Consider the following 18,878-nt stretch of genomic DNA (forward strand, 5'->3'; position numbering starts at 1 on the left):
ATGACCGATCAACGCAGCTGGACGGTGACGATCTCCCAGGCCCGCATCGGAAGGCGCAGCACGCCGCCGGCGGTCTCCAGACTCTCGTCAGGGCGTCCACGTAGGTCCGCGCGCCTGGCCTCGGCGAACGTCCCCTCGACCACGGCCTCCGTGTCGCCGTGTGCGACCATGCGCAGCTCCAGCCAGTCCTCCCTGCGCCTGAGCGAGGTCATCGTGGCGCCGCTCACCGACAGCCCTCTGGCCGGGGCGGGCAGGTCGCCGGATCCCGTGCCCGCCACCGCCAGCAGGTCGTGGCGGAAGATCTCCGCCGCCTCCTGCACCCCTTCACGCTCTCCCGCATAAGGCATCAGCGCGAGCCGTACCGACCGCAGCCCGTGCGACTGCGCCGCCGGAGTGGGGATCTGCGGCCCGGCAGGCTCGGGCCGCAGCCCGTTGCCGTTGCGCGACAGGTACCCGACCGACCGGAGCAGCGTCAGCGCCAGCTCTCCCCCGGTCAGCTCGTACTCCGTGACGTGCTCCACCAGCGCCGCCACACCACCGGCGGCCACCCACGACGACGCGGGGAAGGTGGGCAGCGGCGTCTCGCCGCACCCGCCCTCCGACGTGAGCCCCCGGGTGACGACCGCGAACTGCCCTTCGGCGTGCGACTCTGCGGCGTCGGCCGGGACGTGCAGCCGCACCCGGTGGTCGGAGCAGCGGTTGTCGAACTCCACGTGCAGCCGCACGAACGGCTCACCGGCCCGCAGCTCCACCCGGGTGTCGACGACGACGTCCACGGCGTCCTGCCCGCGCCCGGGGTTCTCGGCGACCGGCTGGGTGACCCGCGCGTGCGCGGGCCCGGTGAAGAGCTCCGTCTCGGTGTACGGCCAGCGGTACGTCCTGCGCACGTCGAGCGCGGCGACCAGCATGCCCGACCACACGGGCGTGACCACGGTCTCGACGGGCGTGTCCACCAGCCGGTCGTCGGCCGGAGGGGCGTAGTTGTAGGTGTCGCCCACGTCGCCGCCGTCGACGATCCGCCCGGCGCCAGTGACCGTCACGCCGTCCTGGGAACGCAGGGTGAGCGTGCCGTCGTCGGCCACCTCGACCCGGAGCAGCCCGTTGTCGAGCACCCGCCCCTCGGCCCTGACCCCGAGGTCCGACGCGCCGGACGTCCCGCCGGGGATGGGCCGGACGCTCGTGTGGCCGAGGGCCGGGACGTCCACGAGGGCGGCGACCGTACGGCGAGGTTCGGCGAGGATGCGGACGTGCGTCACGCCCGCCAGGGGAATCTCCGCCTTGTCGAACGCGACGGACGGCTCGCGCGCCACGGTGAACGTGAGCACGCCCTCGTCCACCGACCAGCCGCTGATGTGCTGGCCGTACAGCTCGGTGCCGTGCACGAACGACAGCGCCACCGCCGGGTCCATCTCCGCGTCGAGCAGCAGCTCGGGCGCGTACTCCAGCGTCTGCACCGGCACCCGCGCACCCGTGGCGTCCACGACGGGGTCGATGCCCGCGAGGTCGAGGGTGACGACGCCGCGCCTGGCGAACGGGCTCGGGTTGACCACGAGCACGCCGCCCGACGGGACCCGGGCGGCGAGCGAGGAGGTGACCATGTCGCGTACGGCCTGGCCCAGGTGCTCGGCCTCGGCTATGCGCGCGGCGACCTGCTGCGCGGTCTCGTCGACGCCGCATCCGGTGACCGAGTCGTGCCCGCTGGCGTCGATCAGCCGCCACCAGGCCATGTCGAGGAAGCGCCCCGGCCACTCGCCGCCCCACAGCGCGGCCAGCGGTTCCGCGTAGCGCTCGACCATGCGTTCGGCGCGGCCCATCGCCTGCTTGACGTGGGCGCGGACGGAGATGACCCCGGGCAGGATGTTGGCGCGCGCGTGCGAGCGCAGCTCACCCTCGACCTGCGGCAACCCCTCGGTTTCGGTGGAGAATGCCGCCAGATATCCGGACAAGGTGTCCATGCGGGCGCCGAGCTCGGCCACCATCCCCGGCAACCCGGCGACGGGCGCGGAGTGGTCGGTGCCGTACATCGCCAGCAGCGCCCCCTCGGGCCCGCGCCACCTGCGCATCTTGGCCACGAAGACCTCGGCCCGCTCGGCGAGCTGGTCCGGCGACTCGAACAGGTGGGCGCCGTTGCCGTAGCCGCCTTCAGGCAGGTACTGCGTCCTGATGGCGGTGCCGTCGGGCGCCACCCACGCGAACGCGTCGGTCACCACCGTTGACGGAACGCCCCGGTACACACATGCGTGCAGCACCCCAGCCCGTTTGAGGATCTGCGGCATCTGCGCGGTGTGCCCGAACATGTCGGGCAGGTAGCCGACCGGCATCGCGCCACCGAGCTTGTCGGCGCGCGACATGCCGAGCTCCAGGTTGCGCACGATGTTCTCGCCGGAGCACAGGAACTCGTCCAGCAGGATCTGCCACGGCCCGATCGCCAGCCGCCCCTCCTTCACCAGGGCGGCGATGCGGTCGCGGTTCTCCGGCCGCACCTCCAGGTAGTCGTCCACGCAGGCGAGCTGCCCGTCGAGGGTGAAGTGGTAGTGCGGCTCCCGCTCCATCCGGTCGAGCACCTCGTCCAGCAACGCGACGAGCCGCAGCCTGAACCGCTGGAACGGCTCGTACCACTCCCGGTCCCAGTGCGTGTGCGGAACGACGACGATCTCAGAGCTCACCGGCTTCTCCCCCAAGGTCAAGACCGTGCTGTACGGCGTAGCGCGCGGCGACGCGCTGGGCGGTGACGATGTCCTCCAGCGCGCCCTCCCGCTCGGTGAGCGGCGCCTTGCCCTCGGTCACGAAGGCGTGGAAGGCGAGCAACTGCGTCTCGAAGGCCTCGGTCACGTCCCGGTACTCCGCGCGCGACTCGGCCCCCGACACCACGGTCAGCACGGTCGGCGCGTTCATCAGGTAGGGCGCGGGGAAGGCCAGCTCCAGCGTGCCGCGGTCGTGGTGGATGGCCACGGTCTCGCGGTAGGCGGGGTAGTCCTCCAGGTAGTGCCACCTGATCGAGTACCGCCCGCGCGCGGGCAGCGGTCCCGAGATCTCGATGGATCCGGGCAGCCCGCCCCACGTCTCCACGTGGTCCACGACCGAGGGCGAGCCGGTGAAGCGGCGCAGCAGCGACAGGTCGTGGCAGATCGAGCCGAGCGCCACGCTGTAGACGGACCGCAGCTCGGGGCTCGCCCCGGCGCCGATCGCCCGGTCCACGATCGCGTTCTCCGCCGCCCGCAGCGGCGCCAGGTCCACGTCGCGCGCCTGGGCGAGGTTGGCGAAGGCGAGCTGCGACTCCCCGCTCGGGTGCAGCACGGTGACCTCGATCGACCTGATGGTCACGTCGTGCAGCAGCTCCTCCGCCCTGAGCACGGCCGGGTCGTACTGCTTCATGTAGCCGACCATCAGCCTGCCCTCGGGCAGCGCGGCCACCTCGGCCTGCGTCAGCGCGAGCGGCTTCTCGCAGAGCACGGCATATCCGGCTTCGAGCGCCTGCCGTACGGCTGCGCCGTGCGAGCCGGACGCGAGCACGAGCAGGGCGTCGAACCCGCCCTCCGCCAGCATCTCGGTGAGGTCGGTGAAGCGCCTGGCCGCCCCGAGCCGGTCGCCGACCGCGTCGGCGAGCGTCTTGGACAGGTCGCACACCGCGATGACCTCGAACAGCTCGCGGCGCCTGGACAGCAGCGGCACATAGACCGCCTGCGTCACGGCCCCGCACCCGAGCAACGCGACCTTCACAGCCCCAGCTCCTTCAGCTTCCGTAGGTTGGCTATCTGATCGGCGACGATGTCCGCGGTGGGCCGGTGGCCGGGCAAGGTGTCCTGCTCGACGACGACCCAGCCGTCGTAGCCGATGTCGTGCAGCGCCTGGACGACGCCGGGCAGGTCGACGTCGCCGTCGCCGAGCGCGGGGAAGACGCCGCGGCCCATCAACGTGCGCAGGTCGCCGCCGTCGTGCAGCGTCTTGAGCGATCCGTCCTTGATGTGGACCTGGCCGATGCGCGGGGCCCAGTCCTTGAGCGCCTTGACCGGGTCGCCTCCGGCCAGCAGCAGGTGGCCGGTGTCCAGGCAGAGCTTGACGTCGGTGTCGTCGAGCAGCCGCTCGATCTCCTCGACGGTCTCCACGGCGTGGCCCAGGTGGTGGTGCAACGCGGCCTCGTACCCGCGCTCCCGGCAGCGATCGGCCGCCGCCTGCACGTTCGCGGCGAACTCCGGCCAGCCTCCGGACCCCGGCCGGGCGTGCAGGCCCGGGACGAGGCCGCCGGGTCGGGCCGAGCGTGCGGGGATGCCGGGCGGCCCAAGGGTGGGAACCGGCTTGAGGCGCGCGGGAGCGGCCGGGGCGCGGTCGAAGACGTCGAGCGTGGCGTCGAGGTCGGCGAAGGCCTCGCCGACCGGCGAACCATCCGGGACGTCGACCCAGCCCCCGGCCAGCAGCAGGCCGTTCAGGCGAGCCATGTCGAGATAGCCGATCGGGCCCAGGTCGATGCCGTCGTATCCGGCCAGCGCGGCGACCATCTCCCCAGCATTCAGCGGAACGCCGGGACTCGCCTCGAAGATGCCGAAACTCACCGGCGCGTTCGCTACCCGCACAGCGCCATCACCTCGTTCTCGTCCGTCTCCAGCCTGTGCGGCCCCTCGCCGGCGGGCACGAGCACGCGCTCGCCGCGCACGACCTGCCGCCTGCCGTCGGGGCGCACCAGCACCAGCCCGTCGGCGTCCAGCGCCAGCAACTCGTCACCCAGCCTGAGCAGCAACGGCTCGTCGGGCCCCGCGGAGACCGCGGTACGTCCCGCCCGCACCCCTTCGAAGACCAGCGACGGGTCCTCGGCCAGCACCCACGTCGTGGGCGCGCCGGGCAGCCCGTCCGAGCCGTGCCGGTGGAAGTCGCTGCCGCCGATGACGATCACGTCGTCCCGCCACGCCTCGGCCCAGGACAGCGGCGCGCCCCAGCGCCGGTCCCACCACCCCGAGTGCCAGATCTCCGCGATGCGCGGCCGCTCCTTGACCGGCTGCAGCCACGCGCAGTCGCCGCCCAGCGGGTGGTTGATCGAGATGAGCCCGGCCGCGTGCTCCACCCAGGAGTCGACCGGCTGCCTGAAGTCCACCCAGCCGACGTCGCCGAAGACGTTGGCGTGCCCGCGGTCCGTGGTCACTTCCTGGCCGGGCAGGAGCGTGATGCCCTCGACCGCGGCCAGGTGCGGGTGGTGGCTGACCGTGTTGTGGTCGGTCACCGCCAGGAAGTCCAGCCCGCGGCTCCTGGCCAGCGCGCCCAGCTCGGGGATGGTCAGCGCCCCGTCGCTGTGCACGGTGTGCGAGTGGAAGTCCCCCGCGTACCACCGCGCGCCGCCGATCTCGGGAATCTCCCTCTTCGGCGGCTTTTCCACGGCCTCTATAGCCTGTACGGGAGGTTGTGCGGGCACGTCGGCCGAGGTCGTGATCTCCAGCTCGTAGTCGAGCCCGTCGAGCGGCACCCGGTGCAGCCTGAGCCACACCTGCCAGGTCCCCGCCTCGACCTCCCCCGGCAGGTACCCGGGCGTCGCCCAGTCAGGGGTGATCGTGTACTCGTCCCGCGCCCCGCCCGACCAGCCGCGGAAGCCGTACGGCGAGGCGGACCCGAGGTCGAGCACCCCCTTGGACCTGTCGTACGAGAGCTTGACGGTCAGCGACCGCGTCCCGGCGGGCACCTCGAACGGCACCTCGCGCAGGATCCGCTCCAGCCGGTCGTCCAGCGTCCAGCGACCCCTGATCACACCAGCTCCCCGTCCCGGTAGACGAGCGCCCTGTCCTGCCTGGGCGTCGCGTACCCGTCGTCGCCGATCTCCGGCTCGCGTCCCTCGGGCACGATCACCTGCACGCCCAGGTCGAGCGTGACCAGGTAGGAGGCCCCGAGGTTCTCCACGATCGACACCTTGCCGCCGAACGACCCCTCGGCCGCTTCGTCGGAGTACGTCATGTACTCGGGACGCACACCGTACACGATCTTCTCTCCGTCGGTGAGCCCGCCGACCGGCGACGGGACCTTGCACCCGGCCACCTCCAGCATGTCTCCCCGCACGACGCCGTCGAGCAGGTTCATCGGCGTGGAGCCGATGAACGAGGCGACGAAGGTGTTGGCGGGCCGCTGGAACACCTCGGCCGGCGTGCCGATCTGCCTGATGTGCCCGGCCTCCATGACCGCCATCCGGTCGGCCATCGCCAGCGCCTCGGCCTGGTCGTGGGTGACGAAGACGGTGGTGACGCCGAGCTCGCGCTGCAACTTCTTCAGGAACGTGCGCGCCTCCAGCCGCAGCCGCGCGTCCAGGTTGGACAGCGGCTCGTCGAACAGGAACGCCTGCGCCTGCGTCGCCATGACGCGGGCCAGCGCGACGCGTTGCTGCTGGCCGCCGGAGAGCTGGCCGGGCCTGCGGTCCATGAGCTGCTCCAGCCCCAGCCGCTCGCCGACCTCGCGCGCCTTGGCGTGCCGTTCCGCCTTGGGCATCTTCTTGATGCGCAGCGGGTAGGCGACGTTGTCCGAGACGTCCATGTGCGGGAAGAGCGCGTAGTCCTGGAACACCATCGCCAGGTCGCGCGCGCCCGGCTGCAGGGTGGTGACGTCCTTGCCGCCGATGACGACCGAGCCGCCGGTGGCCGTCTCCAGCCCGGCGATGGTACGCAGCAGCGTGGTCTTACCGCATCCCGAGGGGCCGAGCAGGGCGAAGAACTCCCCGTCGGCGATCTCCAGATCGAGGGCGTCGAGCGCTCTGACCCCGTTCGGATAGACCTTGGTCAGTTCCTTGAGCTCGATCACCGCTTGATCCCTCCGTGGAAGCGGAAGCCGTACTTCTTGCTGACGAACAGGTACATGAGCACCACGGGAATGGAGTAGAGCAGCCCGAACACCGACAGCAGCGGCAGGTTGGCCTGGCCGCCCTCGGTGTAGAGCGTGTACATGATCACCGCCGCGGGTTGCTTCTCGACGTCGCTCAGCAGCAGGTAGGGCATCAGGAAGTTGCCCCACACGTTGGCGATGGCCCACACCGCGATCGTCGCCAGGCCGGGCCGTACCAGGGGGACGACCACGTGCAGGACGATCTGCAGGGGTTTGGCGCCGAAGACCCTGGCCGACTCCTCGTAGGACTTCGGGGTCGAGTCCATGAAGTCCTTGAGCATGAAGATCGCCGCGGGCAGCAGGCCGCCGGTCATGATGAGGATCAGGCCGAGCTGCGAGTCGATGAGGTTGAGCTCGACGGCGAGCTGGAACAGCGGCACCATCGCGGCCGTGCCGGTGATGATCGAGGACAGCAGCAGCAACGCGTAGAGCAGCCCGTCGCGGCCGGGGATCTTGACCCGGCTCAGCGCGTACGCCGAGAGCGCGGCGAACGCCACCACCAGCACCGCCGTGCCGACGGCCAGCAGCACCGAGTTGACGAGCGACCCCAGCGCGTACGGATGATCCAGGATCGACTGGAAGTTGGCCAGCGTGAAGTCCTTGAGCGACACCTCGTAGGTCGGGTTCGCGGTGAACGGCGCCACGACCAGCCAGAGCATCGGCACGGTGAAGAAGGCCAGGATCACCGCGACCAGCGTGTAGAACCCGATCCTGCCCGCCACAAATCTGGGAGTCACTTCTTCTTCTCCCTCAGCATCCGCAGGTAGAACACCGCGACCACGAGGTTGATCAGCAGGATGACCGTGGAGATCGCCGCGCCGTAACCGAGGTTCCCGCCGAGCAGCGCCTCCTTGTACACGTGCACGGCCAGCACCTCGGTCTTCCCGTCCGGTCCACCGGCGGTGAGCATGAACGGGGTGAAGTCGTTGAACGTCCACAGGCTGATCAGCAGCAGGTTGGTCAGGATGTGCCCCCTGATGTGCGGGAACACCACGTCGCGGAGCTGCTGCCAGCCCGAGGCCCCGGCCATGCGGGCGCTCTCCAGGTGGCTGGGTGGCACGTTCCCGAGGGCCGCGCCGTACAACATCATCGAGAACGCGGTGCCGCGCCAGGTGTTGAACACGATGATCGAGAGCATCGGGTGGTCGAGCAGCCAGGCGAAGCCCGGGATGCCGAGCAGGGCGTTCAGCGTGCCGCCGTCGCGGTCGAGCAGCGCCACCCACAGGAACGACACGACCGCGCTGGGCAGGATCCAGGCCAGGATGACCAGGCCCTCGACCAGCCGCTTGACCGGCCCGCTCCGGTCGCGGAGCATCCAGGCGATGGTGAAGCCGAACACCGCCTGGCCGATGACGGCCGAGCCGAGCACGAACTGCACGGTCAGCCAGGTCGAGTTCCAGAACTCGCCGCTGGAGATCGCCTTGGCGAAGTTGTCGAGGCCGACCAGCTGCGGGTTGATCGCCTGCGGGCCGGTCAGCCGGTAGTCGGTCAGGCCGAGCACGATCACCCAGAGGGCGGGGAAGACCAGGAACACCGCGATGAGCACCATCGCCGGAGCGATGAACGCGGTGGCCCTGGCGTTCCCCAGCCCTGCCGGGTCCTCGGTGACCTTACGAGCTGATGTTGCCAGCGCCACCGACAAGTCCTTCGAGCTTCTTGGCGTAGTCGGCAGCCGCCTGGTCGGGCGCCTTGCCGCTGACCACGTCCGCGGTCGCCTCCTGCAGAGCGGCGGAGACCTGCGGGTAGACCGCCACCGGCGGCCGGTAGGCCGTGGTGGGCAGCACCTTCTCGGAGATGAACATCAGCAGCGGGTCGCCGGCGAGGATCTCCTTGTTGACGTCGGTGCGCGCGGTGATGCGCACGTGCCCCTGCGTCTCCTGCTTCAGCGCCGCCGGGGACAGGGTGAAGGCGGCCAGTTCGAAGGCCTCCTTCGGGTGCTTGCTGTTGGGGTTGACCGTGCGCAGCGCGCCGCCGGACATGCTGACGAAGTCCTGGCCGCGCAGGCCCTTACCGGCGTCGATGGCCGGGATCTGGGCGTAGCCGACGACCTTGTCGCGGTCGGCCATCTTGGCCACCCCGGCGACCGGGTCGACGACGCCGCGCCAGAAGTAGTCGCCTTCGAGCAGGATGCCGATCTTGCCTGCCGCGAACTCGGCGAACGACTTGTCGCGGCCCTTGGCCTCCTGCTGCAGCAGGGGGTCGCCGAGTTTCTGTGAATAGATCTTCTGGTAGAGGCCGAGGGCGTCCTTGAGCGGCTGGGTCGCGCCCGCCCACTTGCCGTCCTTGAAGACCTCGCCGCCCGCCCCGGCCAGCAGCGGCAGTACGCCCTGCATGGTCGTGGCCTCGCCCATCGCGGTGCCCGCGTTGATCTGGATGGGCGTGGGGACGCCTGAGCCCTTGAGCTTGGTAGCCGCGTCGAGGATCTCCTGCCAGTTCTTCGGCTGCCAGTCGGCGGGCAGGCCCGCCTTCTCGAACAGGGTCTTGTTGAAGTACAGGACGCGGCCGTCGGTGCCGATGGGCAGCGCGTACTTCTTGCCGTTGAAGGTGGCCATGCCCTGGACGGCCTCGGGGATCTGCGCCCAGCCGTCCCACTTGGCGGAGTCCGGCGCGATCTCGTCGAGCGGCTTGACGTATCCGGCCTCGGCGAACTCGCCGGCCCAGATGCTGTCGATGTCGATGACGTCGGCGCCCTTGCCCGACTTGAGGTCGAGGGAGAGCTTCGTCTTGTACTGCTCGTCGTCGACGCCGCTGGGGACGAACTTGACCTTGACGTTCTTGTGGGTCTTCTCGAACTCCGGGATGACCCACTTGGTGATGTGATCGGCGGCGGCCGCGTTCTTGCCGCCCGCGATGGCGTTCTGGGTGATGGTCAGCTCGATCGTGTCGCCGCCGGAACCGCCCGATCCGCCGGAGCCGCATGCGGCAAGCGCCAGCCCGGACACCGCGAGCGCGGCGACCGCACCCATCGACCTCTTCCGCAAACCCATGCAAACCCTCCGGATTGTCCTGAAAGGGAGACCTGTAGACGTTTACCAGGGCATCTTTTGCCACGCTATAGCTTCACGCTGAAGAAAAGTGCCTTGTTATTGTCCTGACACAATTGGCACCATATCGGACATCCGTATGTCATGACAATATGCCATAGTGAGCTTCATGAGTCGGTACGCAGAGCTCACCCGGATCCGCACCACCAGGCCCTCGGAGATCGCGCGGGCCGCGCTGCGCCGGGAGCGCAGGGACCTTCCGGGCGACGACGAGCGCCTGCTGATCATCGCCGCCGACCACCCGGCGCGGGGTGCGCTCGCCGTCCGCGACCGGCCGCTGGCCATGGCGAGCAGGCCGGAACTGCTCGACCGGCTGCAGGCCGCGCTGTCGCGGCCCGGGGTGGGCGGGATCCTGGCCGCGCCGGACGTGCTGGAGGACCTGCTGCTGCTCGGGGCGCTGGACGGCAAGCTCGCGTTCGGGTCGATGAACAGGGGCGGGTTGCCCGGCTCGGTCTTCGAGCTGGACGACCGGTTCACCGGCTTCGACGCGGCGTCGATCGCGGCGATGGGCTTGGACGGCGGCAAGATGCTCTGCCGCATCTCGTTGAGCGATCCGGCGACGATCGCGACGCTTGAGGCGTGCGCGAGCGCGGTGTCCGACCTGGCGCGGCACCGGCTGGTGGCCATGGTGGAGCCGTTCTGGCATTCGGACGGCCGGAACGACCTGTCTCCCGAGGCGGTCATCCGCGCGATCAGCGTCGCCCAGGCGCTGGGCGTCACCTCGGCCTACACGTGGCTGAAGATCCCCGCGTTGCCTGACATGTCTAGTGTTTTGGAAGCCACTACTCTGCCCGTGCTCCTGCTCGGCGGCGACCCTTTCGACCTGGATGCGGCTTTCGACGTGTGGGGGCGGGCGCTGGCCTCCCCTGGCGTGCGGGGGCTGGTCGTGGGGCGCTCGCTGCTCTACCCGGCTGACGACGACGTCGTCGGAGCTGTCGACCGGGCCGCCGGTCTCCTGGCGACGTAACGGCGGGTCGTGCGTCCGGCTGTTTGCCGTGACGCACGGACGCCGGCGCGGGTCGGCGGGTGGCTGTCCGCTGGCTCCGCCGTACCCCTAAGGGTTGTTATGCCTGGTCAGGGGGAAGATCGTCTGGCATGACACGAGCATGGCGGATACTCGGGATCATCGCTCTGGCGGCGGTGATCCTCTATTGCGTCTACGTGGTGCGGACCGTCGCGATCTCGGTGATCCTCGGGATCTTCATCACCACGCTGCTGCTGCCGCCCGCGCGCTGGTTGCGTGCCCGTGGCATGAACCGCGGCCTGTCCACCACGCTCGTCTGCGTCGGCGGCCTCATCCTCGGCGTCGCGTTCTTCGCCCTGCTCGTCCCGCCCACCGTCAGCGGCCTCGCCCAGCTCCACACCAGCGTCGGCACCGCCTTCAACGACCTGCACTCCCTCGCCGGACGGCTCGGCATCGACGACACCCAGCTCAACAAGTGGCTCACCCAGGCCCGCGACTACATCAGCAAGCAGGGCCAGCAGATCGCCACCGGCGCGCTCGCCGGGGCCCGCACGATCGGCGAGATCCTCGTCGGCGCCGTGCTCGCCATCATCCTGTCGCTGTACTTCGTGCACGGCGGCGACCGGCTCTACGAGTGGCTCACCGACCTGGCCCCCGTCGGCGTACGGCCGCGCCTGCGCTCCGGCGGAGCCGTCATCTTCGACGTCGTCGGCCGCTACATCCGCGGCGTGGCCATCGTCGGCGTCGTGGACGGGTTCTTCATCGGGCTGGCGCTGTGGATCCTCGGCGTGCCCATCGCGCTGCCGCTGGCCGTGCTGACGTTCGTGGGCGCGTTCCTGCCGGTCGTCGGGGCGTTCATGGCCGGGCTGCTGGCCGCCGTGGTCGCGTTCGTGGCGAAGGGCTGGCTGGTCGCGCTCATCGTCATCGCGGTCACCGTGCTCGTGCAGCAGCTCGAAGGGCACGTGCTCGCCCCGCAGATCTACGGCAGGGCGCTCGACCTGCCCGGCGCGGTGATCCTGCTCGCCATCGCCGTCGGCAGCGTGGTCGCCGGGATCACCGGCGCCTTCCTGGCCGCCCCCGTCGCCTCCGTGATCGTCGCGCTCATCCGGCAGGAGCCCGCTAAGACGTGACGCGCTGCTCCAGCACCTCGGCGATGCTCTCCAGGAACGCGTCGACGTCGGCGATCAGGTACCCGGGCTTGAACATCACCGTGGGGAACGCCGAGTCGCGCACCGCCTGCGCCGTCAGCGGGTTCTGCGTCGTGCCGCGTAACGTCGCCACGATCCGGTCGAGGAAGGCGTCGACGGCGTCCTCGTTGTAACCGGACCCCATCCGGCCAGGACGGAACGCCACCCGCTCCACCCTGGCCGCCTGCGCCTCGAACCACTCCTCGCGCAGCAGGTCGTCGGTCGGCTCGACCATCGCCATGCGCACGGTGCTCTTCATCCGCGTCTCCAGCGCCACCACGAACGCCTCCAACGCGAAGTCGACGGCCGTCTCGTTGTAGCCGCCGCGCTTCGGGCGGAACGTCGCGCGCCGTACCTCATCCGCTGTGACCTGCTGCGCGTCCTGCGGTCCACGGCCCAGCGTGGCCTCGATGCGGGCGATGAGCTCGTCAACCTCGACCGGGTCGTAGCCTGACCGCATACCCATGACGCGTGGAAAGCGATTCAAGCTCGATCCTCCTGTGATGCCCGGTATCCGCGTCCATTGTGGGGCTCTTTACACCGGCTATGCGAGTGGCCCCTATACGGTTACAGGACTATGCGGCTGTCCAACGTCTCTTTCGCATACCGAAGGCGTCAACCTTCCGTCCTCCGCGAGGTCACGGTCACGCTCGACCGTGGTGACATGGTGGAGGTCGCGGGGGTCAACGGGGCCGGCAAGTCCACCCTGCTGCGCCTGCTCGCCGGCGTGACCAGACCCGTCTCGGGCACCATCACCGGCCGCCCTCCCGTGGTGGGCTTCGCGCCCGACCGGCTGCCCATCGCCCAGCCGTTCACCGTGGCCGCATACCTGCGGCACATGGCGCGGGTGCGCGGCGGCGCCTCCTGGAAGCCCTGGATCGAGCGGCTCGGCGCCGAGCATCTGCTGGGGTTACGGCTGCGCGAGCTGTCGAAGGGCAGCGCGCACAAGGTCGGCCTGACGCAGGCGCTGATGGCGGACCCCGGGCTGCTGATCCTCGACGAGCCCTTCGCGGGGCTCGACGCGGACACGCGTTCGGTGTTGCCGTCGATCCTCGGCGAGCTGGCTTCCCAGGGCACGATCGTGGTGGTCAGCGACCATCAGGGCGGGTTGCGCGACCTGTCGCCGATCCGGCAGTGGTCGGTGATCGACGGGCGGGTCAAGGAGTCGACCGTGGCCTCTCGCCGGGCTGTGGTGCGGGTCAGCCTGCCGTACGACGAGCTGGCCGGGTTCCTGGCGAGCATGGAGGCGTCGGGGTACGCCGCGGAGGAGGTCGCATGATCGCCCTCACCCGGTTCCGGATATCTGCCTATATTCGCTCCCACCGCGTCTACCAGGCGTTCCTGCTGCTCCTCATCGTCATCGGGATGGTCTACTCCAACAGGGCGCCTGTCGGCGGGGAGCTGGCCGCGCTGACGGACGCGGCGGTGCTGATCATCCCGGTGCTCGCCTGGTCGGCGCGCAGCCTCCTGGACACCGAACCCGACGACCAGCGGATCATCTCGGCCACCGCGGTGGGCGGGCCCTTCCGCGAGGTCACCGCCGGGCTGGCCGCGGTGCTCGCGGTCAACCTCGTGTTCGCCGGGCTGACGTTCGGGTGGGGCCTGCTGCTGGGGCTGTCCGCGTCCCCCTCTTCCGGGGTTCTGGGTACGGCCGGCGCCCTGCACTTCCTGGCGCTCCTCACCGGAACCGCGCTGGGGGCGCTCACCAGCCGCCCGATCCTGCGCTCACCGGCGTTGTCGATCATGGCGTTGCTGGTGGGGTTCCTGGCGATGCTGCTGCTGAGCATCGGGCCGCTCTACTGGCTCACGGTGCCCGTGACGCTGTGGATGAGGGCGGCGGGCGCGGGCACGCTGGTGGACCAGCTACCCGCGCTCGGCGCGATCTCCCTGGGGTGGGCGCTCCTGGGGCTGGCCGCATATGGCTGGCTCCGCCGTACCCGCCCCTAGGGACTACTCCGCTGCGGCGAGCTGGCCGCAGGCGCCGTCGATCTCGCGCCCGCGCGTGTCTCTTACGGTCACCGCGACGCCGTGGTACTGCAGGCGCCGCACGAACGCGCGCTCGTCCTCCGGCCGCGAGGCCGTCCACTTCGAGCCGGGCGTCGGGTTGAGCGGGATCAGGTTGACGTGCACCAGCTTGTTCTTCAGGAGCTTGCCGAGCAGGTCAGCGCGCCACTCCTGGTCGTTGATGTCCTTGATCAGGGCGTACTCGATCGACACCCGGCGCTTGGTCTTGGCCGCGTAGGCCCAGGCCGCGTCGAGCACCTCCTTGACCTTCCACCGCGTGTTGATCGGCACGAGGCTGTCGCGCAGCTCGTCGTCCGGGCAGTGCAGCGAGATGGCCAGCGTCACCGGCAGCCCCTCGTTGGAGAGCTTCTCGATCGCCGGGACCAGCCCGACCGTGGAGACCGTGACGCCACGCGCCGAGATGCCCAGCCCGTCGGGCGCGGGCTCGACCATGCGGCGCACCGCGCCGATCACGGCCTTGTAGTTGGCCAGCGGCTCGCCCATGCCCATGAACACGATGTTGCTCACCCGCGCGGGCCCGCCGGGCACCTCACCGGCGGCCAGCGCGCGAGCGCCCGAGACGACCTGCTCGACGATCTCGGCGGTCGACATGTTGCGGGTCAGCCCGGCCTGGCCGGTGGCGCAGAAGGGGCAGTTCATGCCGCATCCGGCCTGGGACGACACGCACATCGTGACCCGGTCGGGGTAGCGCATGAGCACCGACTCGACCAGCGCGCCGTCGAACAGCCGCCACAACGTCTTGCGCGTGGTGCCCTCGTCGGTCGTCAGCTCCTTGACCGGGGTCAGCAGCGGCGGGAACAGCACGCCGAGCTGCTCGCGGGCCGCGGCCGGCAGGTCGGTCATCTCCGACACGTCGGCGGTCAGGTGGGAGAAGTAGTGGCGCGAGAGCTGGTCGGCCCTGAACGGCTTCTCCCCCAGCTCGGCGACCGCGGCGCGGCGCTCGGCCATCGTCAGGTCTGCCAGGTGGCGGGCCGGCTTGGCGCGCCGAGGTGCGGCGAACTGCAGCAGCGGGCGCTCGGTCTTCTCGGCGGTCATGCACTCTCTCCTACGGTCGGACAAATGCGTCACGGAGCGCAATCGTCCGAGACTTCTGGACTGTGGTCCCCGGTGATCTAAAGTCCAGATGTATGGCGATATTCCGGGGAGAGGGACATGCGGAGGTCGTCCTCACCGCCGGTAACCCCTATGGCAGCCGCACTCTGGTGGTCGAACGCGACGAGCTCTCCTCGGTAGCTTACCTGTGCTCCCCCGACGGCAGGGTGCATGGAGCCGTTTGGCTGGCCAACCACCGCGAGGCAGCGGAGGCCGTCGACCTCACCAGGATCAACCAGGGGTTGCCCCCGCTGATGCCGCGCGCCAACACGCGCCACCCGTCGGGCAGGCGCCCGCTGGGCGACCTGACGGCGTTGTGGTTCGAGGAGGGCGACGGCGTCACCCTCTATGAGAACGACGAGCTGCTCGCGGTCATTCCGGGCTGGGCGGACATGAGCCGCGGCATGCCCGGCTACGCGCGCGACGCGCTCGGCGAGACGCCGTTCGCGTGGTCGCTGGAGGAGGCGCTGGAGGGGTTGCAGCCTCGGGTGGGCAACGCCAGGTCGTACTGGCAGTGGCGGCACAGCGAGGGCTCGTGGGCGTCGTTCCAGCAGTTCGTCATGGGGCACCTGGACCGCGCCGTCGGACCGGCGGGGCGCTATTGGGACGCGAGCGGCGAGCGGCTGCCCACGGTGGGGATCACGGAGCGGCCACCGCACGGCTCGCGCGGCTTCACCGTGCTCTCGACGGTGGGGATGAGCTGCCAGCGCATGCCGACGGTCGAGCAGTGGATCGACCGTCCTGACGCGTATGCGCGGATCGAGCTGGCCGTGGCGACGCACGACGACCCTCGGGAGGCGGCGCTGCTGCTGGTGTGGCTGGCGCAGTATCCGTGGCATTCGGTCACGTGGCTCGGCCACGGTCATACCGCGAAGTGGTACCACGAGCCCGCGACCTTCCCGTTGGGGGCGCAGTACTCAGGCGTCCTCATGCTCGCCGATGCCCCCGAGATGCCTGACATGTCCGGCTTCGTCTTCGGCGGGGAGGCGGTGCGGTGGCTCTGGCTGGTCCCCGTAACCACCGAAGCCCTGTCCGCGAACAACACCATCTAGCCGCCCAACGCGGGTCCGTTACGGCGCCAAACCCACACGCCCGATACCCGTACCCCTGGAGAGACCCCAGCCCCGGTCGGCGAGCGGCCCATCCCCCGGCCCCGCCGTACCCCCAGGGTTTGCCTCTCTTGAAGGACCCCAGCCCCACGGGACCCGCACGCCCAGACGCGGGTTGCCTCTAAGGACCTTGGGCCCATACGGACCTTGGGCTCTCACACCTCCCCGGCCCGCCTACCCCGGGTTTGCCTCTAAAGGACCTCAACCCTCGCAGGAGCCGCACACCGCAGCCAAGCGGTATCCGTCAGAAGAACACTGTAAGAAGCACCCAAACCGGAATCAACGTAGTGACCAGCGAGTCCAGCCGATCCATCAACCCCCCATGCCCCGGCAAGATCGACCCCAGGTCCTTGATCCCAAGATCCCGCTTGATCATCGACTCGATCAGATCCCCGACAGTGGCCAGCGCCGCGACCAGCACCCCGATCAGCGCCCCCTGCCAGATCTCCCCATCCATCAGCCAGACCACCAACCAAGCCCCCACCCCCACACAGGCAAGGACAGACCCGGCAAACCCCTCCCAGGTCTTCTTGGGACTGATGATCGACATCTTGTGCTTCCCGAACAGCACCCCGAAGATGTACCCGCCGATATCGCTGGCCACCGTGACCGCGATGAAGATCAGCACCCGATCCCGGCCATCCCCCGGCGCCAGCAGCAACGCCACGAACCCCGCCAGCAACGGCGGATATACCAGCGTGAACACCGAAGCAGTGGTGTCCCGCACGAACCCATCCGTACTAGCCGAGAACATCCGCCAGATCAGCAGAACGAACACGAACCCCACAAACGTGGCCAGCAACCACGTAGGCCCGCCCCAATACGCCGCAGCCTGCATGGCCGCCGTCGCAGCCACCAGCGGCACCGTGGGCACCTTGATGCCACGCGTGCCGAAAGCCTGGATCAGCTCCACCACGCCGATCCCCACCGCGGCCACCACCACCAGGAGGAACAACTCCTTGACGGTGAACAGCGACACGATGACCAGCGCGCCGAGGCCGACGCCCACGCCGATGGCGGCCGGCAGGTTTCTACCGGTACGACTGCCGGCCGTACGTTCTTCCACTGACTCTCCATATGCCCACGGCCCCCGCGTCACGCGAGGGCCGTGCGGGTGTGCCGATCAGATGTCGAGCAGCTCGGCTTCCTTGTGCTTGAGCAGCTCGTCGACTTTGGCGACGTGCTTCTGCGTCACGTCGTCGAGCTCCTTCTCAGCGCGGCGGATCTCGTCCTCGCCCGCGTCGCCATCCTTGATCATCTTGTCAAGGGTCTCCTTGGCGGAGCGGCGGATGTTGCGGATCGAGACCTTGGCGTGCTCGGCCTTGGTCCGCGCCACCTTGATGTACTCCTTGCGGCGCTCCTCCGACAGCTCGGGGAACACCACGCGGATCACGGCGCCGTCGTCGGTGGGGTTGACGCCGAGGTCGGACTCCCTGACCGCCTTGATGATCGCGACCACGGAGCCGCGGTCGAACGGCTGGATGAGCACCATCCGCGCCTCGGGCACCGTGAAGGAGGCCAACTGCTGGATCGGGGTCGGCGTCCCGTAGTACTCGGCGTTGATCTTGTTGAACATGGAAGGAGTGACCCGGCCCGTCCGGATGGCAGAGAAGTCCTCCTTTGCCACCCCGAGGGCCTTGTCCATCTTTTCCTCGGCTTCGAGGAGAGTTTCGTCGATCACAGCAGCTCCCTGCCTTCTTGGCGACTCACCCGGCTCGGGTTCGCGACCAGTCTTACTTGCCTGCCGGACTCACCAGCGTGCCGATCTTCTCACCGCGTACGGCGCGCAGGATGTTGCCCTCGCCCATGAGGTCGAATACCACGATGGGCAGGTCGTTGTCCTTGCACAAGCTGATCGCGGTTGCGTCCATGACCGCAAGGTCGCGGACCAGCACCTCGCTGTAGTCGAGGTGGTCGAATCGGACCGCGTCGGGGTTCTTGCGGGGATCGGCGTCATAGACGCCGTCCACCTGGGTGCCCTTGAGCAGCGCCTCGGCGCCGATCTCCAGCGCGCGCTGGGCTGCGCAGGTGTCCGTCGAGAAGAACGGCGAGCCGAGCCCGGCGCCGAAGATGACGACCCGTCCCTTCTCGAGGTGCCTGATGGCACGGCGAGGCAGGAACGGCTCGGCCACCTGCTGCATGGTGATCGCCGTCTGCACGCGGGTCTCGATGCCGCGCTTCTCAAGGAAGTCCTGGAGCGCCAGGCAGTTGATGACCGTGCCCAGCATGCCCATGTAGTCGGCTCTGGCGCGGTCCATGCCGCGCTCGGACAGCGCCGCGCCGCGGAACATGTTCCCACCGCCGACCACGACCGAGACCTGCACGCCTTCGCGCACGGCCTCGGCGATCGAGTCGGCCAGGTGGCCGACCACGGTGGGGTCGATGCCCAGCGGTTCGCCACCGGCGAAAGCCTCGCCGGACAGCTTGAGCATCACCCTCTTGTACGACGAAGCCGCCGACGCAGCTGGTTCCTGGTTCTCCTGCACGACGGCGGCCTCCTCGGTGTGTGATGTCTGGTGCGGCTCGGTTTCCGAGACCCTCGGGCCCTCCGGGACCTTATCGGCCCGGAGCGACACTTTCGGCCCTCCGGGACCTTCCAGCCCCGGGG

18 protein-coding genes are annotated in these 18,878 nt (G+C 69.6%); 5 read left to right on the plus strand and 13 right to left on the minus strand.

The genetic code is table 11. From position 1 onward, the window contains the following. Positions 1–8 precede the first annotated feature (8 nt). The 8 genes from ACIBG8_RS18555 to ACIBG8_RS18590 are packed head-to-tail and all read right to left on the minus strand — an operon-like array spanning position 9 to position 9,836. Positions 9–2,666 carry an alpha-mannosidase gene (locus ACIBG8_RS18555; protein WP_397344053.1) on the minus strand — a complete coding sequence of 886 codons (2,658 nt, stop codon included), beginning with the start codon at positions 2,664–2,666 and terminating at the stop codon, positions 9–11. After that, the gene (locus ACIBG8_RS18560; RefSeq protein ID WP_397344054.1) at positions 2,656–3,720 is read right to left on the minus strand and encodes a Gfo/Idh/MocA family protein; all 1,065 of its coding nucleotides are present in this window, start codon (positions 3,718–3,720) and stop codon (positions 2,656–2,658) included. Before ACIBG8_RS18560 ends, ACIBG8_RS18555 begins: the two co-directional genes overlap by 11 nt. Continuing rightward, entirely contained in the window at positions 3,717–4,571 is an 855-nt protein-coding gene (locus ACIBG8_RS18565) for a sugar phosphate isomerase/epimerase family protein (protein ID WP_397344055.1), read from the minus strand. The genes ACIBG8_RS18560 and ACIBG8_RS18565 overlap by 4 nt, the downstream gene beginning before the upstream one ends. Next, complete coding sequence (locus ACIBG8_RS18570) at positions 4,562–5,731, minus strand: CehA/McbA family metallohydrolase (protein WP_397344056.1); 1,170 nt, start codon at positions 5,729–5,731, stop codon at positions 4,562–4,564. The genes ACIBG8_RS18565 and ACIBG8_RS18570 overlap by 10 nt, the downstream gene beginning before the upstream one ends. Further along, positions 5,728–6,768 (minus strand): ABC transporter ATP-binding protein, encoded by a 1,041-nt coding sequence (locus ACIBG8_RS18575; protein WP_397344057.1) that lies wholly within the window; start codon positions 6,766–6,768, stop codon positions 5,728–5,730. The genes ACIBG8_RS18570 and ACIBG8_RS18575 overlap by 4 nt, the downstream gene beginning before the upstream one ends. Beyond that, entirely contained in the window at positions 6,765–7,586 is an 822-nt protein-coding gene (locus tag ACIBG8_RS18580; protein ID WP_397344058.1) for a carbohydrate ABC transporter permease, read from the minus strand. The genes ACIBG8_RS18575 and ACIBG8_RS18580 overlap by 4 nt, the downstream gene beginning before the upstream one ends. Beyond that, positions 7,583–8,485 (minus strand): carbohydrate ABC transporter permease, encoded by a 903-nt coding sequence (locus ACIBG8_RS18585; RefSeq protein ID WP_397344059.1) that lies wholly within the window; start codon positions 8,483–8,485, stop codon positions 7,583–7,585. Before ACIBG8_RS18585 ends, ACIBG8_RS18580 begins: the two co-directional genes overlap by 4 nt. Continuing rightward, the gene (locus ACIBG8_RS18590) at positions 8,460–9,836 is read right to left on the minus strand and encodes an extracellular solute-binding protein (RefSeq protein WP_397344060.1); all 1,377 of its coding nucleotides are present in this window, start codon (positions 9,834–9,836) and stop codon (positions 8,460–8,462) included. The genes ACIBG8_RS18585 and ACIBG8_RS18590 overlap by 26 nt, the downstream gene beginning before the upstream one ends. A gap of 166 nt (positions 9,837–10,002) precedes the next feature. Here ACIBG8_RS18590 and ACIBG8_RS18595 point away from each other — a divergent pair, with 166 nt between their 5' ends. Beyond that, positions 10,003–10,860, plus strand: a complete 858-nt coding sequence (locus ACIBG8_RS18595) for a deoxyribose-phosphate aldolase (RefSeq protein ID WP_397344061.1) — start codon at positions 10,003–10,005, stop codon at positions 10,858–10,860. 128 nt (positions 10,861–10,988) lie between these two features. Beyond that, positions 10,989–11,987 carry an AI-2E family transporter gene (locus ACIBG8_RS18600; protein WP_397344062.1) on the plus strand — a complete coding sequence of 333 codons (999 nt, stop codon included), beginning with the start codon at positions 10,989–10,991 and terminating at the stop codon, positions 11,985–11,987. Here ACIBG8_RS18600 and ACIBG8_RS18605 read toward each other — a convergent pair. Continuing rightward, positions 11,977–12,510, minus strand: a complete 534-nt coding sequence (locus ACIBG8_RS18605) for a DivIVA domain-containing protein (protein WP_397344063.1) — start codon at positions 12,508–12,510, stop codon at positions 11,977–11,979. The two genes, ACIBG8_RS18600 and ACIBG8_RS18605, sit on opposite strands and share 11 nt — an antisense overlap. A 111-nt stretch (positions 12,511–12,621) precedes the next feature. On the opposite strand from ACIBG8_RS18605, the gene ACIBG8_RS18610 reads away from it, so the two are divergent. Beyond that, positions 12,622–13,323: an ATP-binding cassette domain-containing protein gene (locus ACIBG8_RS18610; RefSeq protein WP_397344064.1), complete on the plus strand. Its 702-nt coding sequence runs from the start codon at positions 12,622–12,624 to the stop codon at positions 13,321–13,323. Next, positions 13,320–13,991 carry a hypothetical protein gene (locus ACIBG8_RS18615; RefSeq protein ID WP_397344065.1) on the plus strand — a complete coding sequence of 224 codons (672 nt, stop codon included), beginning with the start codon at positions 13,320–13,322 and terminating at the stop codon, positions 13,989–13,991. Before ACIBG8_RS18610 ends, ACIBG8_RS18615 begins: the two co-directional genes overlap by 4 nt. Before the next feature lie 3 nt (positions 13,992–13,994). Here the strand turns inward: ACIBG8_RS18615 and rlmN are convergent, their stop codons facing one another. Beyond that, entirely contained in the window at positions 13,995–15,104 is a 1,110-nt protein-coding gene (gene rlmN, locus ACIBG8_RS18620; protein WP_397344066.1) for a 23S rRNA (adenine(2503)-C(2))-methyltransferase RlmN, read from the minus strand. A gap of 92 nt (positions 15,105–15,196) precedes the next feature. On the opposite strand from rlmN, the gene ACIBG8_RS18625 reads away from it, so the two are divergent. Further along, positions 15,197–16,213, plus strand: a complete 1,017-nt coding sequence (locus tag ACIBG8_RS18625; RefSeq protein WP_397344067.1) for a suppressor of fused domain protein — start codon at positions 15,197–15,199, stop codon at positions 16,211–16,213. A gap of 301 nt (positions 16,214–16,514) precedes the next feature. Here the strand turns inward: ACIBG8_RS18625 and ACIBG8_RS18630 are convergent, their stop codons facing one another. The 3 genes from ACIBG8_RS18630 to pyrH are packed head-to-tail and all read right to left on the minus strand — an operon-like array spanning position 16,515 to position 18,702. Then, on the minus strand, positions 16,515–17,336 hold the full coding sequence (locus ACIBG8_RS18630) for a phosphatidate cytidylyltransferase (protein ID WP_397344068.1): 822 nt from the start codon (positions 17,334–17,336) through the stop codon (positions 16,515–16,517). Between the two features lie 57 nt (positions 17,337–17,393). After that, positions 17,394–17,951 carry a ribosome recycling factor gene (frr, locus tag ACIBG8_RS18635; protein WP_397344069.1) on the minus strand — a complete coding sequence of 186 codons (558 nt, stop codon included), beginning with the start codon at positions 17,949–17,951 and terminating at the stop codon, positions 17,394–17,396. Positions 17,952–18,003: 52 nt separating this feature from the next. Next, entirely contained in the window at positions 18,004–18,702 is a 699-nt protein-coding gene (pyrH, locus tag ACIBG8_RS18640; RefSeq protein WP_397346139.1) for a UMP kinase, read from the minus strand. Positions 18,703–18,878: the final 176 nt, after the last annotated feature.

This window comes from Nonomuraea sp. NPDC050556 (assembly GCF_044457355.1).
In the GTDB taxonomy this organism is placed as follows: domain Bacteria; phylum Actinomycetota; class Actinomycetes; order Streptosporangiales; family Streptosporangiaceae; genus Nonomuraea.